This is a genomic window from Corynebacterium sp. HMSC073B01 (assembly GCF_001838255.1).
Classification (GTDB): domain Bacteria; phylum Actinomycetota; class Actinomycetes; order Mycobacteriales; family Mycobacteriaceae; genus Corynebacterium; species Corynebacterium jeikeium_D.
The window spans coordinates 76,108-95,196 of sequence record NZ_KV836153.1; the positions used below are offsets into that span (position 1 = coordinate 76,108).

The 19,089-nt window shown below is 61.4% G+C and carries 13 protein-coding genes; 3 read left to right on the top strand and 10 right to left on the bottom strand.

The window, feature by feature from the left end; genetic code table 11:
- Nucleotides 1-5: 5 nt before the first annotated feature.
- The 4 genes from lnt to HMPREF2849_RS05080 all read right to left on the bottom strand — a co-directional run bounded on the left by lnt (nucleotide 6) and on the right by HMPREF2849_RS05080 (nucleotide 7,816).
- Entirely contained in the window at nucleotides 6-1,694 is a 1,689-nt protein-coding gene (gene lnt / locus HMPREF2849_RS05065) for an apolipoprotein N-acyltransferase (protein ID WP_070862682.1), read from the bottom strand.
- A gap of 38 nt (nucleotides 1,695-1,732) precedes the next feature.
- Nucleotides 1,733-2,353 carry an FxsA family protein gene (locus tag HMPREF2849_RS05070; protein WP_016422814.1) on the bottom strand — a complete coding sequence of 207 codons (621 nt, stop codon included), beginning with the start codon at nucleotides 2,351-2,353 and terminating at the stop codon, nucleotides 1,733-1,735.
- 76 nt (nucleotides 2,354-2,429) lie between these two features.
- Nucleotides 2,430-6,080, bottom strand: a complete 3,651-nt coding sequence (cobN, locus tag HMPREF2849_RS05075) for a cobaltochelatase subunit CobN (RefSeq protein ID WP_070862683.1) — start codon at nucleotides 6,078-6,080, stop codon at nucleotides 2,430-2,432.
- A 173-nt stretch (nucleotides 6,081-6,253) separates the two neighbouring features.
- Nucleotides 6,254-7,816, bottom strand: coding sequence for a lipase family protein (locus HMPREF2849_RS05080; protein WP_049170527.1), 1,563 nt, complete (start codon nucleotides 7,814-7,816; stop codon nucleotides 6,254-6,256).
- A gap of 251 nt (nucleotides 7,817-8,067) precedes the next feature.
- On the opposite strand from HMPREF2849_RS05080, the gene cobG reads away from it, so the two are divergent.
- Genes cobG through cobJ form a run of 3 tightly spaced genes read left to right on the top strand, consistent with a single transcriptional unit; the run spans nucleotide 8,068 to nucleotide 11,519 of the window.
- On the top strand, nucleotides 8,068-9,243 hold the full coding sequence (gene cobG / locus HMPREF2849_RS05085; RefSeq protein ID WP_070862684.1) for a precorrin-3B synthase: 1,176 nt from the start codon (nucleotides 8,068-8,070) through the stop codon (nucleotides 9,241-9,243).
- An 11-nt stretch (nucleotides 9,244-9,254) separates the two neighbouring features.
- Nucleotides 9,255-9,905 carry a precorrin-8X methylmutase gene (locus HMPREF2849_RS05090; protein ID WP_070862685.1) on the top strand — a complete coding sequence of 217 codons (651 nt, stop codon included), beginning with the start codon at nucleotides 9,255-9,257 and terminating at the stop codon, nucleotides 9,903-9,905.
- Between the two features lie 3 nt (nucleotides 9,906-9,908).
- Nucleotides 9,909-11,519, top strand: a complete 1,611-nt coding sequence (gene cobJ / locus HMPREF2849_RS05095; RefSeq protein ID WP_070862686.1) for a precorrin-3B C(17)-methyltransferase — start codon at nucleotides 9,909-9,911, stop codon at nucleotides 11,517-11,519.
- Between the two features lie 3 nt (nucleotides 11,520-11,522).
- On the opposite strand, the gene HMPREF2849_RS05100 is transcribed toward cobJ, so the two are convergent.
- From HMPREF2849_RS05100 to HMPREF2849_RS05125, 6 genes are all read right to left on the bottom strand, one after another.
- Nucleotides 11,523-12,263, bottom strand: a complete 741-nt coding sequence (locus HMPREF2849_RS05100; RefSeq protein ID WP_070862687.1) for a cobalt-precorrin-6A reductase — start codon at nucleotides 12,261-12,263, stop codon at nucleotides 11,523-11,525.
- On the bottom strand, nucleotides 12,251-13,024 hold the full coding sequence (gene cobM, locus HMPREF2849_RS05105) for a precorrin-4 C(11)-methyltransferase (protein WP_048734069.1): 774 nt from the start codon (nucleotides 13,022-13,024) through the stop codon (nucleotides 12,251-12,253). Before cobM ends, HMPREF2849_RS05100 begins: the two co-directional genes overlap by 13 nt.
- A 46-nt stretch (nucleotides 13,025-13,070) precedes the next feature.
- Nucleotides 13,071-14,297 (bottom strand): bifunctional cobalt-precorrin-7 (C(5))-methyltransferase/cobalt-precorrin-6B (C(15))-methyltransferase, encoded by a 1,227-nt coding sequence (locus HMPREF2849_RS05110; RefSeq protein WP_070429699.1) that lies wholly within the window; start codon nucleotides 14,295-14,297, stop codon nucleotides 13,071-13,073.
- The gene (locus tag HMPREF2849_RS05115; RefSeq protein WP_070602640.1) at nucleotides 14,294-15,058 is read right to left on the bottom strand and encodes an SDR family NAD(P)-dependent oxidoreductase; all 765 of its coding nucleotides are present in this window, start codon (nucleotides 15,056-15,058) and stop codon (nucleotides 14,294-14,296) included. The genes HMPREF2849_RS05110 and HMPREF2849_RS05115 overlap by 4 nt, the downstream gene beginning before the upstream one ends.
- Before the next feature lie 32 nt (nucleotides 15,059-15,090).
- Complete coding sequence (locus HMPREF2849_RS05120; RefSeq protein WP_069359532.1) at nucleotides 15,091-16,206, bottom strand: M24 family metallopeptidase; 1,116 nt, start codon at nucleotides 16,204-16,206, stop codon at nucleotides 15,091-15,093.
- An 89-nt stretch (nucleotides 16,207-16,295) separates the two neighbouring features.
- The gene (locus tag HMPREF2849_RS05125; RefSeq protein WP_070862688.1) at nucleotides 16,296-19,082 is read right to left on the bottom strand and encodes a DEAD/DEAH box helicase; all 2,787 of its coding nucleotides are present in this window, start codon (nucleotides 19,080-19,082) and stop codon (nucleotides 16,296-16,298) included.
- Nucleotides 19,083-19,089: the final 7 nt, after the last annotated feature.

The following is a 19,089-nucleotide window of genomic DNA, read 5'->3' on the forward strand; positions in this document are numbered from 1 at the left end:
TCTCCTTAGTGCATGTTCTGCTCAGTATCCCGGCCATCAACTTCATCTGCGCCTGCCCTGGCATCTCCGCCACGGCGACGCAGGACGGCACCAACCACACAAAGAATACCGAATGCGGTCAGTAGACCTTCAATCCACGTCTCGAAGCGGGCTGCAAAAGTCAGGTGGGCGTACTGAGGCAGAGTTTCAGTGAGTACCTTCTGCTCGAAGATTTTGCTCTGCTTTACGACGTCTCCGTGCGCATCCACAATCGCGCTCACACCGCTGGTTGCGGCGACGGCCGTGGAGCGTTGGAACTCCATGGCTCGCATGCGGCTCATGGCCAGCTGTTGGTAGGTCATGTCGGTGAAACCGAAGGTGGCGTTATTTGTGGGCGTGGCCAGCATGGTTGCGCCGTGGTTGACCGCGTTGCGGAAGGCGCCATCGAAGACCACTTCGTAACAGGTGGCCACGCCTAGATTGACCTTCTTTAAACCATCTGTGCCTGGCGTTGTGACCACGGCATCGCCGTTGCCCGGAGTCATGTCTCCGGCGTGAGCGACCATGTCGGAAAAGTGGCGCAGTAGCTCGCGGAATGGCATGGTTTCGCCGAAGGGCTGGAGATAGATTTTCTCGTGCTGGTCGCCGGGGCCGGTCTGCGGATCCCAGACCACCATGGTGTTTTGCACCCCATCGGTGTAGGTAAAGGTGCCGACCACGATGGGAGCGCCAATATTCATCGCGGCGTTTTCGATAATGCGTGCCGCTTCCCCATCCGTAAACGGGCTGACATCGGAGGAGTTTTCGGGCCAGATGACGATATCCGGTTGCTGTTCCTTACCTTGGTGGACACGTCGTGCCAGCTCATTGGTGGCATCGGCGTGGTTTTGCAGGACTGCGCGGCGCTGGGCATTGAACTCTAAACCGAGGCGAGGAACATTGCCCTGGATAACCGCGACACGGGTGTTGTCAGCGGCCGTAGGCTCAGGCAGTGGTTGGGTCCACGCAGGAAGAACCCAGCCGACGAATAACGCTCCCACCAAAAGCGCAGCGGAGGTTGCATAGGAACGTAGCGTGAGCGCGACCAGTCCCGCACCAACGCAAGCAGCGAGGAAAGTGACCAATGCAGTGCTGCCGATTGCCACTGCTGGGGCCAGCGGGCCGTCGACCTGCCCCCAGGCAACGCGGAGCCAGGGGAAGCCTCCGAAAGGCCAGCGGGCTAGCAGCGCCTCCCCTGCCACGAGCGCAGCGGCCATGCCAGGGAGCTTCAGCGCGAGGGGGAAACTGGATTGGGCAATCAGCCACATCGCAAGCGCCGCCGGAATTGTCAGGAGACCCAGCACAATTGAGAGCGCCACGTAGGGGCCAATGCCGACGAAGGAGCCGATCCACGGCAGTGAGAAAAGTGCCGTCGCTGTTGCCCAGCTGAAGCCCACCACTACGCTGGATTTCCAATCGGCTGCGCAGAAGTAGGCAAAAATGAGCAGGGCGAGGCCGATCCAGGCCGTCCACCACCAGCTCATGGGCGCATAGCTTAAGAATTGCAATCCACCAGCGAGGATTGCAATGAAGGCGAGAACGAGGCGCTGCTTTAGTGGTGTGAGCGCGCGAAAGCGCGCCTGCCAGCGATTCGGATTCTCCGGAGTGTCTTTCGAAGCGTCTTTCTGAGCGACGTTCCCGTGCTCGCTGGAGCGCGCTTGGCGGTTAGTGTGCACTTGTATAAGAGAACTCTCTACGTTTGCGAGTTTTTGAGTTAGCGCTTGTCGCTGTCGTCCTGGTCATCATCCCAGGCGTTGTCCGGTGCCGGTGGGACGATTTTATCCTGTGGGAAGGCCTTGCCATCCGCACCCGGGAAACCACCAGAGAATCCAGGGAAACCCGAAAAACCGCCAGCACCAGCGCCAGTTCCTGGAGCACCGGGGTTCATGCCGTACTGAGAGACCACCATCATGCTGCGGTCACTGAAGTTGCGGAGTCCGTTGAGCAGCGCCACCGATCCGCTCTTACGAATCAGCCAGCGAGTCGGCGGTAGCACCATGAGGAAACCAACAACGGTGGTGACGACGCCCGGCAGGGCAATCAGCCAAGAGCCAACCAACAGAATTGCCGAGTCAGCCACAAAGTGTCCCGCGCCCTTTGCCGAGCGCTTGATTGCCTCCTCCGGATGCTTCTGTCCGTACTCAGTAAGAGTACGAGAAGTATCCAGCAGCAACTTCTGGTAGATGCGCTTGAACTCGATAGCGGCGAAAACCAATCCCAGAATGAATAGACCCAGAACCAGCAGGACGGTCCAGCCATAGCCAATCCATTCACCAAGTGCGATAAAGGCCGCAATCTCGGCGATGAGGTAAATAATTGTGAACCACTTGCTCATAGTTCCCCAGTGTAACCGCCACTAGATGAGCAAGTGGTTACGGCTATCGGCCGGTTAGACGACGACTAGCGGTCGCCTACCGGTCAGCGCGCTCCTCCAAGTCGCCCTCTGTATCCAGGTAGGTCTGGCGCAGCAGATCCATGCGTTCCTGGTCGGGGTTTTCCCACATACCGCGCTCGGCGGCCTCCATCAGGCGCTCGGAAATATCGTGCAAAGCCCACGGATTCGACTGTTCAAAGAACTCGCGGTTTTCCGGGTTCGCAACGTACTCGTCGGTAAGCGTTTCGTACATCCAGTCATCCATGACCTGCGCCGTCGCGTCGTAACCGAAGAGGTAGTCGACGGTTGCGGCCATTTCGAAGGCGCCCTTGTAGCCGTGGTTACGCATGGCCTGCATCCAGCGTGGGTTGACTACGCGGGCTCGGAAGACGCGTCGAGTCTCCTCGTGCAGGGTGCGGGTGCGCACGGCGTCCGGGCGCGTGGAATCTCCCACATACGCCTCTGGAGCGGAACCCGTCAGTGCACGGACCGTGGCGATCATGCCGCCGTGGAACTGGAAGTAGTCATCGGAGTCGGCGATATCGTGCTCGCGGGTATCGGCATTCTTCGCGGCAACCTGAATACGGCGGTAGGCCGTCTTCATGTCGTCAGCTGCCTCTTCCCCATCGACACCGCGGCCATAGGCGTAGCCACCCCAGGTCGTGTAGACCTTTGCCAGGTCCGCGTCATCGCGCCAGGAACCGGAATCGATCAGCTGCAGCAGGCCAGCTCCATAGGTGCCCGGCTTGGAACCGAAGATGCGACGCGGGCGCTCCTGCTGGTCGGCCTTCGCATGGGCGCGCACGTAGTTGTCCTCATCGGATTCATCAAGCTTGACGACGAGCTGAAACGCATCATCCAAAAGGTCGATAACATGTGGAAACGCATCACGGAAGAAGCCGGAAATACGGACGGTCACGTCAATGCGCGGGCGGCCCAGCTCCTCCAGCGGAATCGGCTCAAGGCCGACAATACGGCGAGATGCGTCATCCCACACCGGATGCACACCAATCAACGCGAGCACCTCGGCGATGTCATCGCCCGAGGTACGCATGGCGGAAGTGCCCCACACCGACAGACCAACCGACTTGGGGTACTCACCGTGGTCGGCGCGGTAGCGCTCAATCAGGCCATCGGCGAGGTTAACACCGGTTTCCCAAGCCAGGCGCGACGGCACCGCCTTGGGGTCAACCGAGTAGAAGTTGCGGGCAGTCGGCAGCACGTTGACCAGGCCACGCAACGGTGAGCCGGAGGGGCCAGCCGGGACGAATTCGCCATCGAGAGCAGAAAGAATGCGTGGGATCTCCTCGCTGGTAGCAGCCAGGCGCGGGAGAATTTCGTCGCGGGTGAACTGCAGCAGCTCGACGACCTGGTCGAGGCCGTTTGGTGCCGCGATATCGGCAAATTCCTCGGAGCCGAGCACATCAGCCGCGATCTGTGTCACCGGTTGGTCGGGATTCTTCACCACGGCGGTTACCAGCGCCGTAGCCAGTGCATCGATAGAGTCCACAGCGTGGCGTTCATCGGTGCCGTCCTCGGCCAGGCCGAGAGCTTCGCGCAGGCCCGGCAGGGTCTGCTTGCCGCCCCACAGCTGGCGGGCGCGCAACATGGTGGTCACAGTGCCGATTAGAGATTCGTCTTCCGGTGCCTGGCTGAGCACGTGGAGGCCACCGCGGATGGCGACGTCCTTAATCTCGCAGAGCCAGCCGTCGACATGCATGAGCATGTCATCGAAGACCTCCTCGTCCGGGCGCTCGTCCCAGCCGAGGTCGCGGTCCATCTTCGCGGCGGTCAGCAGCGTCCAAATCTCCTGGCGGATGGCCGGCAGCTTGGCCGGATCCATGGCGGAGATGTTCTGGTGCTCGTCGAGAAGCTGTTCCAGACGGGTGATGTCACCGTAGGATTCGGCGCGGGCCATTGGCGGAATGAGGTGGTCGACAAGCGTGGCGTGAGCACGGCGCTTGGCCTGTGTGCCTTCGCCCGGGTCGTTGACCAGGAAGGGGTAGATCATTGGCAGCTCGCCGATGGCAGCATCCGGGCCGCAGGAAGCGGAAAGGCCGACGGTCTTGCCCGGCAGCCACTCCAGGTTGCCGTGCTTGCCCATGTGAACCACGGCATCGGCGCCGAAACCGCCCTGCGCCTGCGGCAGCGACAGGAAGCGGTAGCAGGCCAGGTAATGGTGCGTCGGCGGCAGATCCGGGTCGTGGTAGATACCCACCGGGTTGTCACCGAAACCGCGCGGTGGCTGCACCATGACCACGACATTGCCGAAGGTCAGGCCCGCAATGTAGATGTCCTGGGTATCCGGGTGGACGTACAGGGTTCCCGGCGCGGCACCCCACTTGTCCTGCATGTCGGAGCGAAGTTCTTCCGGCAAGGTAGCGAAGAACTTCTCGTAGGTGGCAGCGGGCAGGCGAAGCTCGGCTGCCTCCATAACCTCTTCGGTCAGCCAGTCCGGGTCCTGGCCGCCGGCCTCGATGATGGCGTGCATGAACGCATCTGGTTCATCGGCACCATCCTCGGCGGTGGCATATCCGGGGATTTTGGTGGTGTCGCCGAGGTTGTATCCGGCGTCGGCAAGCGCGTGCAGCACCTTCAACGTGGATGCCGGCGTGTCCAGACCGACAGCGTTGCCGATGCGGGCGTGCTTGGTCGGGTACGCAGAGAGCATGACGGCGACGCGCTTGTCGGCGTTGTCAATATGGCGAAGTGCGGCGTAACGGGTGGCGATGCCGGCGAGGCGGTCGCAGCGCTCGAGATCCGGGACGTAGGAAATGAGCTCGTCGGAGTCGATTTCCTTAAACGAGAACGCGACCGAGATGATGCGGCCGTCGAATTCGGGGACGGCGACCTGTGTTGCGACGTCCAGCGGCGACAGACCTTCGTCGTTGTCCTCCCATGCCGCCTTGGACGAAGTCAGGGCCAAACCCTGGATGATGGGAATGTTCAGGTCTGCGAGTGCGGCGACATCCCAGCCGTCATCGTCCTGGCCGGCCTGCGCGAGTGCCGGGCGGTTGCCGCCAGCGGCGAGCACCGTGGTGATGAGCGCGTCGCAGGAAGCTAGCTCTGCCAGCAGTTCATCGCTGGCGGTGCGCAGGGACGCGGCGAAGATAGGCTTGGCGACGTAGCCGCGAGCCTCGACCGCGTCAGCAAGCGCCTCAATGTAGTGCGTATTTCCCGCCAGGTGCTGGGCGCGGTAGTAAATAATGCCGACGGTGCCGCGGGAATCTTCCGTGGCCACCTTGGAGTCGCGCTCCAGGAAACCCCAGGCCGGCATGCGAGTGGGCTCTTCAAAGCCAAGACCGGTCAGAAGCAGTGTGTCCGACAGGAAATTGTGCAGCTGTGCGAGGTTCTTTGCGCCGCCTTCCGCCAGGTAAATGTGCGTTTGCGTGGCGACGTTTGCGGGAACTGTCGAATACTCGGTGAGTTCGGCATCGGGTGCCTGCTCACCGGAGACGAGGACGGTGGGAATACCGGAGTTCACAAAGTAGTCGATGCCGGATTCCCAGGCGCGGCGGCCACCGAGAAGTCGGATGATGACGACATCGGCGCCGTCGGCAAGCGTGGGCAAATCATCGTCGAGCAGACGCGCCGGGTTTGCCCAACGGTAGGACACCTCCGGGTTGGCCTGAGCGGCCGCGCGGGCGGACAGAAGGTCGGTATCCGAGGTCGACAGCAGCATAATCACGGTGTAGTCATTCACTTCCTGGGGAGCAACGCGTCCCCGGTCGGCGGGAGTCTGCCTTCTAACCGATGACGAGGTCTGACTGTGACAGTGGCGCGACCGTGCGGATTTTCACCGAGCTTCTCGTCAGCGGCATGGCAGTGGATTTCTCCATCACTCTACTGCAGGGGCTATTGCTAGAGTTCCAGCGACTGCTCCGCCGGCTGATCTGGGAAGTGGGACCAGAGGAAGTCGGTGGCATTAGTCAGTTCCGCGAGCATCGGAACGATATGGTTAATGCCCGTCTTCGGTAGCACCGGTGAAGTCGTGTTTTCGACGTACTCCAGGTCGGTGAAGCCGAGATTCAGCCAGGAATCGCGCAGCTTGCGAACCTGGTTGATGGGGATGATGTCATCATGCTCACCCGAGTAGAGGTACACCGGCGCATTGGGGACGAAGTTGCCGACGCGCTGGCGTGCGAGTTCCTTCTGTACCGGCTCGTAGCGCTTAATCATCTCGCTGAGTGACTCACCGCTAGTCGTGTACTGGTCAGTGGTTTCAAACGAGTGATGGAAACCCAAGCCACCCGCGCAGTAGTTGCCTACGTTGTCCAGCAGTTCTTTGCCTTCGGGGCTGATTTCTTCCTTGAGGACTCGGCGCAGCTCCGGATCCTTATCCAGGACAGAATTGATTGCCAGTGCAATCGCGGCGGTCAGCGTAGTGCCATCAATCTGGTCGAGGACGTTTGCGAGATCGGACGGCGGGCCGCCGGCGGCAGATGCGGCGACGTTGAGCTCTGGAGCGTAGACACCTGCACGCTCAGCGGCTGCAGCGGCTGCGGAGCCACCCTGGGAGTAGCCATAAATTCCCACGGGCGCATTTTTGTCCACGCCGAGCTCGTGTGAGGCAGACACGGCATCAAACAGTGACTGTGCCGAGGCGATGTTGTCGACGTAGTCCTGGTTACCCTGGGAATTGCGGTGGTGGTCGATCATCACCACAGTCGCGCCTCGCTTCAAGTTCGCGACCATCGGGATCGTCTCGTATGGAGCAATAATGTCCAACGGACCGAACTCAATCTTTAGGCCGGTCTGCGAGGATACCGAGGGGTCGCACTTTTCCGCGCCACCCTGCGTGCCCGGCGCGATTGCGACGACCGGACGCGGACCGCTGCCCTTCCACTCCGTCTTCGGCGTCACCACAAGGGCTGTGTCCACACTGGGATTTCCGAGGGAATCCGTGGAGTTGTAGTGAATACGCTTGGCATCCACATTCCACAGCTTGTCGTTCACCATCATCTCGGCATCCTCACTGCTGACCAGCATGCCGGCATTTGCCGTGCGCGACGGGGTCAGCGGCAGAGAATTCAGCGGAGAGGCTGCGGCCACGCGAGCCTGTTCCGGGGTCAGCTGCCTGCCTGCGCCCTCGCTACCAGACTCCTCATCGTCTTTCTCGATGCCGAGTAGCCTCTCCATATTCGGGTTCGGTACATGGCCGAAACCAGGCAGTTCGCGGTTTGCGCTTGACGACGACACCTTATCCGCCAGCCCACTATCCGATAGGCCCGGGATGTTTAGTGGCTGTGCGTTTGCAGGTGTAGCCAGGCCGATGGTCATAAGACCTGCTAGCGCTACCCCGATTCCCGTTCGGATTGTGCGACGGTTTCGTCGTGAAGCAGAGCGTGTCTGTGTCGAGGCACGGCCGGTGCCGACGGTGTCGTGTGCCTCGTGCGTGAGTGCTTCAGCGTCGTGATGTGGCATGAAATCTCCTGAATAACCCCAGATTGAAAACCCAATGAAAACTTCCCTTAATTCAGAGGAAGTTAGGTTATAAAAACAATAAGGTTTTAAAAAGGTAGATCGGTGGATTTTCAGTGAAGAATTTGTATGTTTTTGCGGAGGGGTATGAAAACTCCACTTCAGGATGGTTTCGTTGGGCTGGAAAGGGGCTGGATAATGTGCCCCTGTTTTCGGGGGCTCAGCTCTGTGTGTGTTTGCGTATTCTTGAGAGTATGACTGCATCTGATCAAGGAACCCGCACTCGTCAGGACGGCTGCCCCGGCACCCGAAAGGTTCATATCGCAGCTGATGGCGCAATTGGTCGCCTTCGCTTCCCCGGAGGTTTTCTCCCCGCGCCGGGCTTTGCCGTACTCGCCGATCTGGCCGAAAACTTCGGTGATGGCGATATTCACTTCACTTCCCGCGGCAATGTTCAGATTCGTGGCATCACCAACACCGGCGCATTCGCCGATGCCGCAGAAGAAGAGAAGCTGGTTCCCTCCACGAGCCACGACCGCGTACGCAACGTTCTTCAGTCGCCGCTGTCCGGTCGCGTCGGCGGTAAAGCTGATGTTCGTGACCTGGTTCAAGAGTTCGACAAGGCTCTCATCGCGGAGCCGTCGCTGGCAACACTGCCAGGTCGCACACTCATGGCTTTCGACGACGGCCGCGGTGACGTGCTCGGTGAGCGCCCCGACTTCGGCGTTGTCGCCCACGATGAGAGCACGTTCGAACTCATCATTGGTGGCGCGACCTCGGGGCTTGTCGTCTCGCGTGACGACGTCGTGGAGGCTCTCATCACCACAGCGAAGGTGTGGAATGACAGCCGTGGTTCAGCCTGGCGCATCGCGGAAGCCAATGCGGCCGAGCGCATTGTCGATGCCGTAATCGAGGAATTGGGCGCCCGAGTCCGTCGCCAGGAGCCGACCCCGGCTGAGAGCTTCGATGCCACCGCCGGGCTGTCCCGCCAGATCGGTTGGATAGACCAGCCGGATGGCCTGGTTAGCCTGGCCGCTGGCCTGCGCTTTGGCGTCCTCCCAGCGCGTCTGGCCCGTGCGATTTCGCACACTCAGGTGCCGGTGCACATCACTCCGTGGTACTCGCTGATTCTGCACGATTTGGAAGAGGAAGTTGCCGAACAGGTCGTCAAGGTATTGGCGCCCAATGGCCTGATCTTCGACCGGAAGTCCACCTGGCTGCGCGTCAGCGCCTGCACCGGACGCCCCGGCTGCAAAAAGTCTCTGGCTGACACCCGCGGCGATGCTTCTCACGCAATTGCCGATGGCCGACTGCCCGAGGGGCGCGTGCACTTCTCCGGTTGTGAGCGTCGCTGCGGCAAGCCCAAGGGCGGTTACTTCGACTATCTCGCCACCGGGGACGGAGAATACGAAGTCACTGCTGTGGACTAGGCTTTAAGCCTATGAAGCGCTTTGAGTACAACACCGACGGTGCGGATATTTACCGCAACTCGTTTGCCATCATTCGCGAAGAAAGCGATCTTTCCCGCTTCGATGCCGATGAGGAAACCGTCGCTGTCAGAATGATTCACGCAGCAGGTCAGACCGACCTGGCCAAGGACATCGTCTTTTCCACGGGAGCTGTGCGCGCAGCTCGCCAGGCTCTCGAGGAAGGCGCTCCTATCTTCACCGATGTCAACATGATCGCCTCGGGTATTACCCGCAAGCGCTTACCTGCTGACAACGAGGTCATCTGCCTGCTGCGTGATGAGCGCGTCCCCGAACTGGCTCAAGAACTCGGCACCACGCGCACTGCTGCCGCCGTGGAGCTGTGGAAGCCACGCCTAGAGGGCGCGGTCGTCGCCATCGGCAACGCTCCTACCGCTCTCTTCCACTTGCTTAACCGTATCAATGAAGGCTCCTTCCCCATGCCCGCTGCCATTTTGTCCATGCCAGTGGGCTTCGTCGGTGCCGCGGAATCAAAGCAGGCCACTATCGACTCCGGTGCCGAAAACCCAGAGCTGAAGTACATCACCGTCACCGGCCGTCGCGGTGGCTCGGCTATCACCTGTGCTGCCCTCAATGCCATTGCCACCGCAAAGGAGATCATCTAAACCATGTCCGGCTCCTACAGTGCTCAGCCTGGTCATCTCTACGGCGTCGGACTCGGTCCCGGCGACGCAGGTCTCATTACACTCCGCGGTGCCGACATCATCCGCACAGCCGATGTCATCGCCTACCATGCCGGCACTCACGGACGTTCCACGGCGCGCTCAATCGCCGCCGAACTGATTGACGCGCGTGACGACGCTGCCGTGGAAGAACAATTGCAATACCCGGTGACCACCGGGCGCCCAGCCGACTATCGCGAGCAGCTCGCCGGTTTCTATGCAGAGGCCACTGCTCGCCTGCACAAGCACTTGGCCGAGGGACGAAGTGTTGCAGTTCTTTCGCTCGGTGACCCGATGCTCTATAGCTCGTACCAGCATCTGCATCACGCCCTCAGCGAGGACTTTCCCACTGAGATTGTCCCTGGAGTGGCCAGCATTACTGCGGCGGCAGCAGAGATTGGTCAGCCGCTCGGCGAGGCTACCGAAATCGTCAGCGTTGTTCCCGCCACCGCTGATTCCGAGCGCATCGCTGCGGTTCTTGACGCCTCAGACTGTGTAGTCATTATGAAGCTGGGGAAAAACGTTGAGAAGGTTCGTACAGCGTTGCAGTCCGCAGGCATGCTCGAGCGCGCCTACGTTGTCGAGCGAGCAACCATGAATGAGCACACCAGCTACCCGCTGGCCGATGCAGGCCCGGAGAAAGTTCCGTACTTCGCAGTAGCCGTCGTGCCTTCCGCTGTCTACGGAACTGAACGGAGTGTTTCTGGGGCGCCTGAGCCAGCTAATGATGCGGCGAGCGATACAGTCACCGATACGGCGACTGAGTCGGCTGCCCCAGCAGTTGGTGAAGTCGTCGTTGTCGGCCTAGGCCCGGGTGCGGAGCGCTGGACCACCCCAGAAGTCACCGAGGAACTGGCCCGAGCCACGGATCTGGTGGGCTACTCCACCTACATCAACCGGGTTCCTGAGCGCGCCGGGCAACGCCGCCACCTCTCAGACAACCGCGTAGAGGCAGAGCGAGCCACTATGGCGCTGGATATCGCCAAGCGTGGAGGTCGAGTTGCGGTGGTCAGTTCCGGTGACCCGGGGGTCTTCGCTATGGCGGCCGCAGTGCTGGAAGTCGCTGATGACGATATGTGGCGAGACATTCCAGTTCGAGTCGTGCCAGGCATGACTGCGGCTCAGGCTGTCGCAAGTCGAGTGGGCGCTCCCCTTGGCCATGACTTTGCGATGCTCAGTCTCTCCGACAGGTTGAAGCCCTGGGAGGTCGTCGTTAAGCGAGTGCGTGCCGTAGCCGGAGCAGACATGGCATTTGCTGTTTACAACCCGGCATCCAAGTCGCGGAGATGGCAGATCCGAGAGCTACGAGCCTTGGCTTTGGAATACCGCGAGCCGACAACGCCTGTGATTGTGGCACGGGCAGTTGGCTCGGAGCAGGAAAACGTTACCGTGACCACGTTGGCGGAGTTCGATCCGGATGTCGTCGATATGCGAACCATGGTGATTATCGGTTCGTCGTCGACGAAGGCGTATCGTGCCGGCAAGACCACTCGGGTCTACACCGCACGTCACTACGGGGAGGGCGGCACCAGCGGAACTGGCGAGTTGCTGCGTTAGCCGCTACGCCCGGCGGATGACGGCGTTGTACGCCTCATCCACCGTTGTGGCGACGGTGGCGATATCCGCGCCGGGCAGCTGCGGACGCTGCACGATAACGACCGGCTTCTTTAGGTCGCGGGCTGCCTCAATCTTTGCGTAGGTAGCAGCACCACCGGAGTTTTTGGTCACCACGCAGTCCACGGCGTAATCCCGCATGAGCTTGCGCTCCGCTGCGACTTCGTAGGGCCCACGGCTGAGAATAATCTTCCGATTCTTCGGCAGCGGCGGCGCGGGCTGTTCCACACAGCGAATGAGGTAACGGCCGTTGGAGTCACCGGTAAATGGAGCAAGCTGCTGACGGCCAATAGTGAGAAACGGGCTGTAGAAACGGTCGGCAACAACGTCCGCGGCCTCCTGCATGGAGGACACCTCAATCCAGTTGTCTCCTGGCTGCTTCTCCCACGCAGGGCGATGCAGCGCAACGAGCGGAATACCGGTGGCGCGGGCAGCTTCAGCAGCAGATTCGCTGATCTGTTCTGCATACGGATGCGTGGCATCGATGATGACTTCAGTGGCATCGGAGATTAGCCATCGAGTCAGTCCTGCGGGACCGCCAAAACCGCCGATACGGACATTGCCGACGGGCAGCTTGGGGTTGGAAACGCGACCGGCCAGTGACGAGGTGACAAACCAGCCCTCGCCCACTAGGCGCTTGGCCAGGGCGCGGGCTTCAGCAGTTCCACCCAGTATTAGTGCACGCATGGGATGGTCCGTCCGTATTCATCGCGTGGGCGATCATCGCTGTAGAGGTAGCTATCCGGGAACGCCTCGGCGGTGAGCACCTTGCCGACAATGATGACAGCCGTACGAGTCACACCTGCATCCTTGACCTGCTGCGCAATATCAGCCAGCGTACCGCGGAGAATAACCTGTTCCGGACGGGATGCGAAAGCTACCACTGCCACCGGGCCGTGCTCACCATAATGCGGGGTGAGCTCCTCAACCACACGGTCAATATCGTGGGCGGCCAAGTGAATGCACAGGGTCGCGCCCGTGCGACCGAAGTTCTCCAAGGTTTCGCCCTCCGGCATCTTGGAAGCGCGCCCGGAGATACGAGTCAGCACCACTGACTGACCAACGGTTGGCACCGTGAGCTCGTGGCCCAGAGCGGCCGCCGCCGCGGAAAATGCCGGCACACCCGGAACGATTTCGTAGTCAATGCCGAGCTCGCTGAGACGACGAACCTGCTCTGCCAGCGCCGACCACACCGACGGGTCACCGGACTGCAGGCGTGCGACATCCTTGCCCGCCGCATGTGCCGCCTGAATGGTCTCGATGATGGTATCCAGCGGCATACGCGCGGTATTGATAATCTCTGCGCCCTCGGGGCAGTTTTCCAGCACCTCAGGCGGGACAATCGATCCCGCGTAAAGACACACTGGGCAGGAACGAATAAGCCGGTCCGCGCGCAGCGTCAGCAAATCCGCTGCCCCCGGGCCTGCACCGATGAAATACACAGTCATTGTGAGTTACAGAGTCCTCAATATTTTCTAGACAGAGATATTACGTCTATGGTAGCGCAGGCGCTACTGGCTTCTCCGCCACCCACTGCACCACCGGCAACGCAGGGCGCCACGCAGTGAAACTGCCGACTGCACCTGCGCGCTCCACGGAAAGCCGGGTGACATCCCCGCCATAGTCGCGACGCGCCTGCCACAGCAAAGCCTCCGACTCCAGCGTCACGGTGTTTGCGACGATGATGCCACCCGGGGCAAGGCGTTGCCAACAGGTTTCAATCATTCCGTCAGCAGTGAGACCTCCGCCGATGAAAATGGCATCTGGGCGAAGATTCGAGTCAGCCAAAACCCCCGGCGCTGCGCCGTGGTGGACGGTCACATTGCCAGACAGAGCCGCCACATTCTTAGCAATTCGCTCTGCACGAACAGCATCGCGCTCGAAAATTTCCGCACGTCCGCCGTGCCGAGCCCACTCAATGCCAATCGACCCCGTGCCACCGCCGACATCCCACAGCAGAGCTCCCGGCCGCGGATCCAATGCAGCGACCGTCATTTGGCGAATCGGCGCCTTCGTCAGCTGACCATCCGAATCAAAGTCACCGTCGCGCAGCCAGCCGCGCGCGCTTCCCGACGGCTCCACCGCCAGCACCGTGAGGTTGCCAGCTGGAACTGGTGGGTTCGCCACCGTGCCTGCGGCAACGGACTCCGGCAGCCCTGTAGCTTCCGTGCCGCCGAGATTGGTCAGCGCGGTGAGCTTGGTGTCTGGGCGGTCGGCTAAAACCGTAGCGACCTCTTTCACTGAGTCCGCGTTTCGGCACAGCACCAGGAAGGGCCGTAGTGAATCCGCTACCGGTACCACACGCGCGGCTCCAGGTAGCCCCGGCTCCCCTGTCACCAGCGAAATCACCGGAGTGTCATGCAAGGGCCAGCCGAGGTAGGCGCAGGCCAATGAGGCTGACGATGGCGCTGGAATAACCTCCACGGCGCCACGGCCGAGCTCCCGAACCAGGGACGCGCCGACACCGTGGAACATGGGGTCGCCACTGGCGAGGATGACATCGACTGCGGGGTCAATATCTGCCAGGGTGGCCTGCCAGTCCTTCCAGAAGCCACCTGGCCAAGGTGAGAGGTCGGCGTCCAGGTTGACGTCGGCAAGCAAATGGAGCTGACGGGGAGAGCCAATGATGCGGCGAGCCGACGACAACGCCTCGACAGCGCGGGCGGATAGGCCAGGGTACCCGTCGCAGCCGATGCCGACGACGCGAAGCTTTGGGCTCATCGGGGCATCTTCCGCCAAATCCAGCGCGGAGTCAGATGTGTGGCGCGGGCGAGCAATGCCAATTTGCGCGGAACCCAGACGTGGGGCTTCCGACCGTCGAAAGCGGTGACGGCGGCCTCAGCGACCTCGGCGGGGCGCGAGGACATCGGTGCCGGCTTCATGCCTTCGGTCATGCGGCCGATGACGAAGCCAGGCCGGACAATCGTCAGCTGAATATGGCTGCCGTGCAGGCGGTCCTGCATGCCCTGGAGGAAACCGTCGAGGCCGGCCTTCGCCGAACCGTAGACGTAGTTGGCGCGGCGCACGCGGGCACCTGCGATAGAGGAAAAGGCCATGATGCGGCCCGCGACCTTATCTCGCACAGGCAGCGTGCCGGCGGCGATGTCGGACTCCATGCGCGCGACAATCTCAGTGAGAATCGACGCCTGTGCCGTGAAGTCGGTATGAATGACTGCCGCAGCAGCCTCGCCGGACTCCTCACACTTCCGTTGATCACCGAGGATACCGAACGCGACAATCACCGTGTCGATGGGACCGTGCTGCCAGGCGTGCTCGACGAACTGGCGGTGTGCCGCGATGTCATCGGCATCAAAGTGGATGCGGTGCACCGCGACGGCACCGGAGTCGATGAGCCGACCGGCAATGCCGTCGAGCGCCTCAGTGCGGCGCGCAGCGAGCGTGAAGGTGTTGTGGTTGGCCAGTCGCGCGGCAACTTCCCCGCCGATCTCGCTGGTGGCACCAAGAACGAGTACGTGTCCCATGCGCTAGAAAATACCTTTCCTCTAGACCTCGATTAGACGGTAATTAAATCGTGCGGACCATTATTGACCGATTCTCCGCCGTCTTCGGTGACAACGATGATGTCTTCCAGCCGCATACCGAACTCACCCGGCAGGTACACACCCGGCTCCACCGAAAACGCCATGCCAGGCTCGAGCTTGAGCTCATTGCCAGCCATAATGAACGGCTCTTCATGCGTGGACAGGCCAATGCCATGACCAGTGCGGTGAATGAAGTACTCGCCGTAGCCCGCAGCGGTGAGGCTATTACGCGCAATCGCATCGATCTCTGCAGCCGTCACACCGGGGCGCACCGCCGCCACGGCAGCTTCCTGCGCCTTGCGCAGAGCCGCCCACGCTGCAGCTTCCTTCTCCCCCGGCTTGCCGACGACATAGGTGCGCGTGCAATCGGAGTGGTAGCCAAGCGGCAAGGTGCCTCCGATATCGACGACCACCACGTCGCCTTCCTCGATGACGCGGTCGGAGAAATCGTGGTGCGGATTCGCACCATTTTCAGCGGAGCCGACAATGACGAAGTCAATGGCGACGTGCCCCTCCTCCAGGATGGCAGCCGAAATCTCATCGGCGACCTCGCGCTCAGTGCGACCTGCGCGCAGCATACCCGGCACACGAGCGTGAACGCGGTCAATAGCGGCGCCGGCCTCGCGCAGCTGATCAATCTCAGCGGCGTCCTTGCGCATGAACAGTTCCTTCAGAAGGTCTCCGGCCAATACAGTCTTGGCTCCAGTGAGATCCTGAATGGGAATCAAGTGGTCAGCGGTCAACGAAGCGCCCACTGCGAGGGTGCCCACGTGGCCCACCAAGTCGGCGACAATGCGGTGCGGATTCTCTCCGTCTTCCCACAACACCACATCGGCGTTGAGATCACCGATAGCGCACAGCGGCAGATCCCCGCGCTCCACGGCGGGCAGTACCAGTGTGGTAGTGCCGGATGCAGTGACCACCAGCGCCGTCAGGCGTTCATGCGAAGTGACCGCAGAACCAATGAGATACTGCAGGTCAGCGCCGGTTCCAAAGACTGCAGCGTCCGCATCGCGGCTGCGGAGTAGCTCCGCAGTGCGATCCAGACGCTGCTGATAGATGCCAAAGCTAAAGATACCGTTGCTCATAGTTGCCAACTGTACCCGTCGGCCTGTGCCCGTCGCCGGTTGAGTGGCCTCGGGGCGACGAGGCTTCGGCTGACCAACGTAACCGGCAACTAATTGTTCAGCGCCACTACGCCCCTGCGAATTGCCTGAATAGCCTCGGCGGACTTGTCGCGAATGTCCGTGGAGTAGCCCGTCTTCTTGATCTGCTGCAGCAGGTCAATGACCTGACGGCACCAGCGGACAAAGTCGCCCGGGGTCAGCTCCGCGCCACTCTCGGCGGCGGCTTGCAGGCAGTACCCCAGCGGTGCACCCGCAGTCCACTGATGAATTGCCGTAGCAAAAGCCATATCCGGCAAGTCCGTTACCGGCAGCCGGTAACGGCGCTCATCCTCCGACAGTTCCTCCCAGATGCGGTAGGTGTTCCCCAGCGCCTTGGCCAGCGGCTCGGTAGGCACCTCATCACTGCCTTGACTGGCCTTGCGGTTTTCAAAGACCAAGCTCGACACCGCACCGGCCAGTTCCGCGGGGTCCAGGTCATCCCAAATACCGCGGCGCAGACACGTGGCCACCAGCAAATCCGAGCCGTTGTGAATCTGCGCCAGCCGAAGGCCTTCCTCGGTAATTGTCGGCTCCGCGCCCTCCGGCCATTCGACGTAGTCCATCTGTGTTAGCAACTGCAGCATGCGGTCGAATGTGCGCGCCAATGTATCCGAGGCGGAATCGACGCGCTTCTGCAGCTTGGCCACATGCGCCTCGGCCTGCCGCAGCGTATCGGCGTGACGAGCCATCGTCTCCACCGCAGGATCGCCATGTAGCGGATGCTCGCGCAGCTCCTGGCGCAACTTCCTCACCGCCGGCGAGTTGCCACCAGTGCGACGCTTCAGCCTCTTTGGTCCCTTTAGCCCCTTGCGGCCAATCTCTGCGCGCACAATTCCGAGCGCACGTCGCGGATGCCGGTCCGCATCCCGAGGCAGCTTAATCGCGCCGACCGTCTGCGGCGCCGCTGGGAAGATATGCGGCTCTACACGCCCCACGAACCCGCCGACACTGATGACACCGGGACGTGGATTCGACTTCGAATGGTCCTCTCGGTACACCACCGCCAGCTGCACCTTCTTACCCTTCGGCAGCGGAATAACCTCGCCTCGACGGAGTCTGCGCAGCGCGGTCACTGTTTCCGTGTGGCGGTCTTCAATATTGCGGCGCTTGGCGTTCTTCTCCTCCTGGGTCAGCTTCGCGCGCAGATCCAGGTATTCAAGCATCTGGGTTAGGCGCTCGTCGTCACGCGAACTGCCTTCCTCGCTTGACGACGACCCCTCAGCCTCCGCCCCTTCAGCGTGCGCATCGGCTCCCCTGCCGAGCAATTCCGCACGCAGGGCCGCGGCTTCCTGCTTTGCCTTGGACAGTTCGGCGGCGACTCCGACAATGTCGCCATCCGCCTGGAACTGGGCGAATGAGCGCTCCATGACGCGCTTCGAGCCTTCGTAGCCGAGCGTCTGCAGGAGGTTGACGCTCATGTTGTAGCTCGGCGCGAAGGTGGAAATCAGCGGATATGTGCGCGTAGATGCCAGCCCTGCGATAGCCTTCGGATCCATTGCCGGGGCCCACTGCACCACTGCATTGCCGACAGTGTCGATACCGCGGCGGCCAGCGCGACCGGTCATCTGCGTGTACTGACCCGGCGTGAGATCCACATGTGCTTCGCCGTTGAACTTGACCAGCTTCTCCAGCACGACCGTGCGGGCAGGCATGTTGATGCCCAGCGCAAGCGTCTCGGTGGCGAAGACAACCTTGACCAGGCCTTCGTTAAAGAGCTCTTCCACAATGTGCCGGAACGCCGGCAGCATGCCCGCATGGTGCGCCGCAAAACCACGGATGAGAATGCGGCGCCAGCGCAGGAAACCGAGAACCTGCAGATCTTCCTTCGGAATGTGTGCAACACCGTCATCGATAATCTTGGCGATGCGCTCCTGCTCATCCCGGTCAGTGAGCTCTGCGCGCGTAGCACCGACCTGCGCCAGCGCGCCTTCGCAGCCCGCGCGGGAGAAGATGAAAACAATCGCGGGCAGCATGTTCATGGAGCCGAGCATGCGGATAACATCGCCGCGCTTCGGCGGACGGAACTTGCGCTGCCCCTTATCGCCCCAGCTATACGAGCGCCCACCGCCCTTGTGCTTCTTGTACTGGTAGCGCTCCCTGGCCCCAGCGTCGCCGTAGCCGAACTCGGCACGACGGCACGCCTCCAACAGGTCCTGATTGACCTTGTCCGACTTTGCCTCGAAGAGTGGATAGAGACGGTTTCCCACCAGCATGTGCTGATGCAGCGGAACCGGGCGCAGATCCGTGACAATGACGTCCGTGTGCCCGCGCACCGTGGACAGCCAGCGGCCGAACTCCTCGGAGTTGGACACCGTCGCGGACAAACCGATGACGGCCACGGACTGGTCGAGGTTCAAAATAACCTCTTCCCAGACAGCGCCGCGCTCGCGGTCTGCGAGGTAGTGAATCTCGTCCATCACCACATGCGTGAGTTTCTTCAGCGTCGGTGAGTTCGCGTAAATCATATTGCGCAGCACCTCGGTGGTCATCACCACGATGTCCGCGTCGCCATTAATAGAAGTGTCGCCAGTGAGCAGGCCTACGCGGTCCTCGCCGTAGTCCTCGACTAGGTCGTGGTACTTCTGGTTGCTCAACGCCTTGATAGGTGTGGTGTAAAAGCACTTGCCACCGCGCTCAAGAGCTGCATAAATAGCGAATTCGCCAACAATGGTCTTGCCCGCACCGGTGGGTGCACAGACGACAACGCCCCGCCCTGCCTCAATTGATTGGCAGGCGCGGAGCTGAAAGTCGTCAAGATCGAAATCCTGTTGGCTGACGAAATCGCCGAGAAGAGTCATGCCTCTA